The organism is Sulfurimonas sp. NWX79, assembly GCF_039667035.1.
In the GTDB taxonomy this organism is placed as follows: Bacteria; Campylobacterota; Campylobacteria; order Campylobacterales; family Sulfurimonadaceae; genus Sulfurimonas; species Sulfurimonas indica.
Window position 1 is genome coordinate 1 of sequence record NZ_JALCZL010000038.1, and the last position, 6,221, is coordinate 6,221.

The 6,221-nt window shown below is 39.1% G+C and carries 7 protein-coding genes and 1 pseudogene; 4 read left to right on the top strand and 4 right to left on the bottom strand.

What is annotated here, in order from left to right; translation table 11 throughout:
• From MNY27_RS10595 to MNY27_RS10610, 4 genes are all read right to left on the bottom strand, one after another.
• On the bottom strand, positions 1–683 hold a 683-nt coding region (locus MNY27_RS10595; protein WP_346392314.1), incomplete at its 3' end, for a RecQ family ATP-dependent DNA helicase.
• A gap of 82 nt (positions 684–765) precedes the next feature.
• Complete coding sequence (ribE, locus tag MNY27_RS10600) at positions 766–1,386, bottom strand: riboflavin synthase (RefSeq protein ID WP_346392310.1); 621 nt, start codon at positions 1,384–1,386, stop codon at positions 766–768.
• Positions 1,387–1,419: 33 nt separating this feature from the next.
• Positions 1,420–2,106, bottom strand: coding sequence for a tetratricopeptide repeat protein (locus MNY27_RS10605; protein WP_152183277.1), 687 nt, complete (start codon positions 2,104–2,106; stop codon positions 1,420–1,422).
• Positions 2,103–2,309: a hypothetical protein gene (locus tag MNY27_RS10610; RefSeq protein WP_152183278.1), complete on the bottom strand. Its 207-nt coding sequence runs from the start codon at positions 2,307–2,309 to the stop codon at positions 2,103–2,105. The genes MNY27_RS10605 and MNY27_RS10610 overlap by 4 nt, the downstream gene beginning before the upstream one ends.
• Positions 2,310–2,515: 206 nt before the next feature.
• Here MNY27_RS10610 and mnmG point away from each other — a divergent pair, with 206 nt between their 5' ends.
• From mnmG to MNY27_RS10630, 4 genes and pseudogenes are all read left to right on the top strand, one after another.
• On the top strand, positions 2,516–4,429 hold the full coding sequence (mnmG, locus tag MNY27_RS10615) for a tRNA uridine-5-carboxymethylaminomethyl(34) synthesis enzyme MnmG (RefSeq protein ID WP_346392311.1): 1,914 nt from the start codon (positions 2,516–2,518) through the stop codon (positions 4,427–4,429).
• A complete protein-coding gene (locus MNY27_RS10620) occupies positions 4,429–5,295 on the top strand; it encodes a hypothetical protein (protein WP_346392312.1) in 867 nt (288 codons plus the stop codon). The genes mnmG and MNY27_RS10620 overlap by 1 nt, the downstream gene beginning before the upstream one ends.
• A gap of 69 nt (positions 5,296–5,364) precedes the next feature.
• Positions 5,365–5,901, top strand: a complete 537-nt coding sequence (gene petA, locus MNY27_RS10625; RefSeq protein WP_346392313.1) for a ubiquinol-cytochrome c reductase iron-sulfur subunit — start codon at positions 5,365–5,367, stop codon at positions 5,899–5,901.
• 15 nt (positions 5,902–5,916) lie between these two features.
• Positions 5,917–6,221, top strand: a pseudogene (locus tag MNY27_RS10630) (cytochrome bc complex cytochrome b subunit); the annotation flags it as partial.

A 6,221-nucleotide genomic window follows, 5' to 3' on the forward strand; every position in this document is an offset into this window, starting at 1 on the left:
CTCTCATCTTTATGACGAAGTAGAAAGTTTTTCAGCTGAGCTTGACCATTACCTATACGTCTCTCAGCAGAGATAAAGATGTTTTTACGAAAGACACTTCCTTTTAAAAGCAGAGGATTTTGTAATCGTAGCTCACGCAGAATATCATCAGTGACATTCTGTGTTGAGGTTGCAGTAAAGGCTGCTATGGAAGTCTCTGGAAAGTTTGATTTTAAATTACCAAGCAGACGATAATCGTTCCGAAACTCATGTCCCCATTGACTGATACAGTGTGCTTCATCAATAACAAAGAAGTTAATAGGAAGTTGGCGTAGCATTTCAATAGTATTGCCACTGCTGAGACGCTCAGGAGAGAGGTAAAGAAACTTTAGTGAGTTGTTAAATGCCTGCGTGAGTGTATCATCAATCTCTTCAAAACTTTGTGCCGAGCTTATCATAGCCGCTTCGATATTTTGTGCTTTGAGTGCTGCAACCTGATCTTGCATTAAAGCAATAAGTGGGGAGATCACAATGGTAATGCCATCCATCATCATTGTAGGAAGCTGATAAACAAGGGATTTTCCACCACCAGTTGGGAGTATCATTAACAGGTCTCTGCCTTCTAGGATAGCGTTCACTCCCTCTTCTTGAAGTTCTCTGAAACTGTTATGACCAAAGATGTCTTTTAAAACTTGATTTTTGATTTTTTATCCTCTAGTTGGTGCAGTATTATTTTATAGTATTTATGGTGTGTATTTGAAAAATATGACAAAGTGTCAATGATTTTTAAAAACTACTCTGAATAGCATCAACTTCATCCCATGTGAGAGAGTTTTTTGTAGTCTGTTGATGTTTGAGTATATGAGCAATATAACGTGCAAACATATCGGTTTCTACATTGACACGCGAGCCTTTTTTATAGTTCTTAAAGAGTGTCTCTTTCATTGTATGGGGAATGATTGTTAGGCGAAAACTATCATCGGCTACATCATTTACTGTAAGGCTCACACCATCGATGGTAATGGAGCCTTTTGGTACAATGTAAGGGATGAACTTTTTATCTACCTTGATAAAAATATCATAGGAATTGCCATTGTTTTTAATGGCTTCAATTTCTCCGATAGTATCAACATGCCCTTGGACGATGTGCCCTTCAAATCTATCACCCATAGCCATAGCAGGCTCGATATGAACTTCATTTTTATAGTTCTCTATGGCTAAGAGCTTTTGACTCTCAGGAGAGAGTTCCACTGCAAAGCCGTCATGATTTACTTCAATGACGGTCAGACAGGCACCATTGATGGCGATAGAGTCACCCAAAGCAGCTTTATGGTTTGATTTGATTGTTAGTTTTGAACCGACAAAGCTTTTAACAGTTGCTACTTCTCTTATAAGTCCTGTGAACAAGGTTTTTCCTTTCTGCCTCGAAAGAGGCTGGCTTTAGAATACTATCTTTCCATCTTCTTGCAGATCACGAATGATTTTTTTTGCTTTTTCATGCCCTGCATAAGCAGCTTTACGACAGTAGTCAAGTGCTTTGTCATTATCCTGCTCGCATCCTATACCCTGGTCATAAAGTAGTCCAAGGTTGTAAAGCCCCTCTGGAAGTCCTGCTTCAGCAGCACGTGAGAAGCAGATAAAACAGCGTGCATCATCTTGAACCACACCGTGACCCTCTTTGTAGAGTGTTCCAAGGTTGTTAAATGCTGCTGCGTGACCACGTTTCGCAGCCTCTTCATACCAAAAAGCAGCCTCAGAGTAGTTTTGGATACAGCCAAGTCCACGCTCAAGCATAAGTGCGACTTCATACATTGCCGGTGGTACTTCACGTACTGCTGCTTCCATATGCAATTCATGTGCTTTGAACATATCATGTTCTACCCCGCCGATGCCATTCTCATAAAGGATGGCAAGATTAAAAAGTGCATAGGGCTGTTTTGCTTCTGCTGCTTTTGTGTAGAGCTCAAGTGTTTTGGCCTCATCAACCTCACATCCTTGTCCCATTTGATGCATATAGCCCAAAGATGTCATAGCATCAACGTTGCCTTGCTCGGCTAGTTCACTGTAAAGTTTATAGGCTTTTTCATAATCTTTTGCATTATATGCAGCATTTGCTTCTTGAATCATTTTTCCTCATTTTCTGTGCGAATATTTTGTCTAAAAACTGTTTTATTGCCTTTTGCCGCAGCTTTTGCCTTGCGTATTTTTTCAAGCAGATTTTCTTTGGTACTTAAGTGTTCATCGCGAATTTTATACTCACCGCTTCCATCAACTGCTTCATCATAAACAAGTATTTCTGGTACATAATCTTTAAACAACTCTTTGCTCACCTTAAAAACCTTAATTAATTGAGTTTATATTATGCAAATGATACTGAAAAATGATAAAATTCCATTTAAAATTTCGGTTTACATACAATTCAGAACTAATATTTCATACAGGCAAATTTGATTTTCTTAACGTTTGAAAAATATTAAAAATGCAAAAGCCTTGCTTCAATATCAGTTCTGAATTGTATTTGATTGTGAGGGTACAGATGAATTATGATGTAATAGTAGTAGGTGGTGGTCATGCAGGTGTTGAGGCCTCTTTAGCAGCAGCACGTATGGGATATAAAACGCTTTTAGTCTCTATGCTTGCTGAAAACGTGGGAGCGACTTCGTGTAATCCTGCGGTGGGTGGTCTTGCAAAAGGACACTTGGTACGTGAGATAGATGCTCTTGGTGGCGAAATGGGACTCATTACCGATGAAGCCGGAATACAATTTCGCATACTCAACCAGACAAAAGGTCCTGCAGTGCGTGGAAGCCGTGCGCAGATAGATATGGACAAGTACCGTGTCATAGCCCGAAATAAAATACTCACAACACCAAATCTAGATCTTGTTCAAGATACGGTTGAGTCTTTAATCATTGAAGACAAGGTGAATAGCGAAGCTAGAGAAGGCACTCTGGGGTGTGGTGAAGTAAAAGGGGTAAAGACAGCGCTTTTAAATGAGTACTTCGCACCAAAAGTCATCATCACAAGTGGAACATTTTTAAACGGTATCATTCATATCGGTGAGGTGCAACAAGAGGGAGGACGTTTTGGTGAACAAAGAAGTGTAGGACTCTCGGCATCGCTTAAAAATGATGCAGGGCTTGACATGGCACGTCTAAAGACGGGAACATGTGCCCGTATTGACAGCTCTACGATCGATTTTTCTGTAATGGAAGAGCAAGGTGGAGATGAATTGCCAAATCCATTTTCATTTAGAACAGACAGAGAGGAGTTTCGCAGAACCAAAAAACAACTGCCATGTTATATCGCCTATACAAATGAAGAGACACACAACATCATCGAGTCAAACTTCTATCGTGCTCCGCTTTTTACAGGTCAAATTGCCGGAAAATCGCCACGCTACTGTCCATCCATTGAAGATAAAATAGATAAATTTCCAGACAAAGAGAGACATCATCTCTTCATTGAACCACAAACAATGGACAATACCGAGTGTTACATCAATGGTCTTTCAACTTCTCTGCCACCGGAAGTGCAGCGTGATATGATTCGCTCAGTCAAGGGGCTTGAAAATGCAAAGATTGTCCGTTATGGATATGCTATAGAGTATGACTTTGTGGATCCACGTGAGTTGAAGCACTCGTTAGAGACGAAAAAAGTAAAAGGGCTTTATCTTGCTGGACAGATAAATGGTACAACAGGATATGAAGAGGCAGCTGCGCAAGGGCTTATGGCAGGGATTAATGCTTCGCTTGCATTGCAAGGTAAAGAGCCTCTGATTCTTCGTCGTGATGAGGCTTATATCGGTGTTTTAATTGATGACCTTGTTACAAAAGGGACAAACGAGCCGTATCGTATGTTTACCTCACGTGCAGAGTACAGACTGCTTCTGCGTGAGGAGAGTGCGGATACTCGTCTGGCTCATTATGGAAATGAACTTGGTCTTATAAGTGATGAGTTTTATGAAAAAGTCAAGGAAAAAGATACACAAATCCGTTACGGTGCGCAGCTTTTAGAAGAGACAAAGTTCACACCAAACAAAGAGTTCAATGCCCTTTTAGAGTCAATGGATGAAGCACCTATTAAAGATGTCTCAACCGCACAACAACTTGTAGCTCGTAAAAGTTTTACGGTAGAGAAGATGCTCAAACTTGTGCCGGAATTGGAGAAATTTGATGAGTATATCAAAGAGGAGATTCTGGTAGAAGGGAAATATGCTCGTTATATTGATAAACAGACCCTAGAGATAGAGCGTATGAAAAAGTACCTTAAAGTCAAAATCCCGGAAGGTTTTGACTTTACAGGGGTGAGTGGTCTTTCAAAAGAGGTTCAAGAAAAGCTTGCAGCCTTTAATCCACCGACACTCCAAGCGGCTATGAATATCTCGGGAATTACACCTGCGGCCATCGAGATTTTACACATATATATTAGAATGGCGGCAAAAAAATAATGCGTACATTTTATTATGTCCATACGGGACACCGTATCGGTTTAGACAGGTTCCGTAGAGCTGCTGCAATACTGAGCACTTTACAAAATGAAGATATTACCTTACTTACATCTGATTATAGAATCGCACAGGTTGCAAGAGATTTTGGCATAGAGAAGAGTGTTGGCATTGATGTTGTTCGCAATATCCCACAGATATCACATAATGGTGATAAACTAATCTTTGACTCTAGTGAAGCAAACCCAATTATGCTCGATGACATGCGAACATATTTCTCAAAATTTATTCGTATCAGTGATGATATCAATGATATAAAAGCCCAAAAAGAGTTTTTGATCTCGCCTTACTTAGAAGGTGAGGGAATTTGTAATGCAGTAGCAGTAAGTGATGCATTTTTCGGAGATTTTGAAAAAGATGTGGAGTTGACTTATTTTTTCGGTGATGATGATTATGAGAAAGATTTAGAAAAGCATTTTGACTTCATCGAAGATTTGAATCCTCACTTGCAATTAGGATTTTACTATTTTCTGGATTATGAAGATATGCTTAAAGAAAAATTTAAAAATAGTTTTGAGTTTGAAGAGTATGAGGCAATGATACAAAGAAGTAAAATTCTGCTCACTGCATCACCGCAGGCAGTTTTGGATTCCCTCGCATCAGGCGGCAGACCGGTTTATTTTCAAAGAGAAGATTATCCAAGAGATTTCGTGCCTTTTTTTGAAACTTTGAATGTTCCGATTCTTAAGAATTATGATAAGAATCACTTATCTGTGATTTTAGAAACGATAAATGATAGAAAATATGAGAAAATAGAACAAAATAGTAACAAAATTGCTCAATTTATAAAAGATAGCTTAAATTTATAAATAATTAAAACTTATTTGGTATATAATAAGGCTTTAAGACTAAAAAATTTCACAAATAAGTGAGTGAACATGAAAAACAGTAGCCGTAGAGGTTTTATGGGTAAAGCATTTGGTGCCGTCGCAGGCGTTGGTGCAGTAGCTTCCTTATACGCGATGAAGAGATCTTGGGATCCTTTACCGAGTGTAAAAGCAGCTGGATTCACTACTCTTGATATGTCAGCATATAAAGAGAATGAATTAGTAACAGAAAAATGGAGAGGGAAGCCTATCTTCGTTTTAAAGCAAACTGCAGAGATGGTTAAAAAAGCAGAAAGTAATCCTAAAGATATGGAGAGACTTATCAAAGTAGGAAATGACTACTTTATGGTTTGTCTTGGTCTTTGTACACACCTTGGTTGTATTCCAGGATATGACCCGGATGAGAAGAGTTTCTTATGTGCGTGCCATGGTGGTATGTATGATTTTACAGGTGATGTGACAAAAGCTCCACCACCACGTGGTCTTGATATTCCTCCATTTAAAATTGACGGGAACAAGCTGGTTTTAGGTGAAGAAGGACCTGAATATAAAAAGATGCTAGAAAATGGCACAACACTAAGAGCATAGGCGAAAGGAAGATAAATGGCACATTTTACAAAAGCTACAAGCCTGCACGATTGGTTAAACCAACGTTTAGGTATTGATACTGTTCGCCGTGTTATGGCAACAGAGTATTGGATTCCTAAGAATATCAACTTCTTATGGGCGATGGGTATGGTTCTTGCAATCACATTTGGTCTCTTATTGATTTCGGGAATCTTTTTATTAATGTATTATCAGCCAAATGTTGCAACAGCATTTGACAGTGTAAACTATACAATCATGCAAGAAGTTGGGTATGGATGGTTATGGAGACATATTCACGGTGTAGCTGCATCGGTAGTATT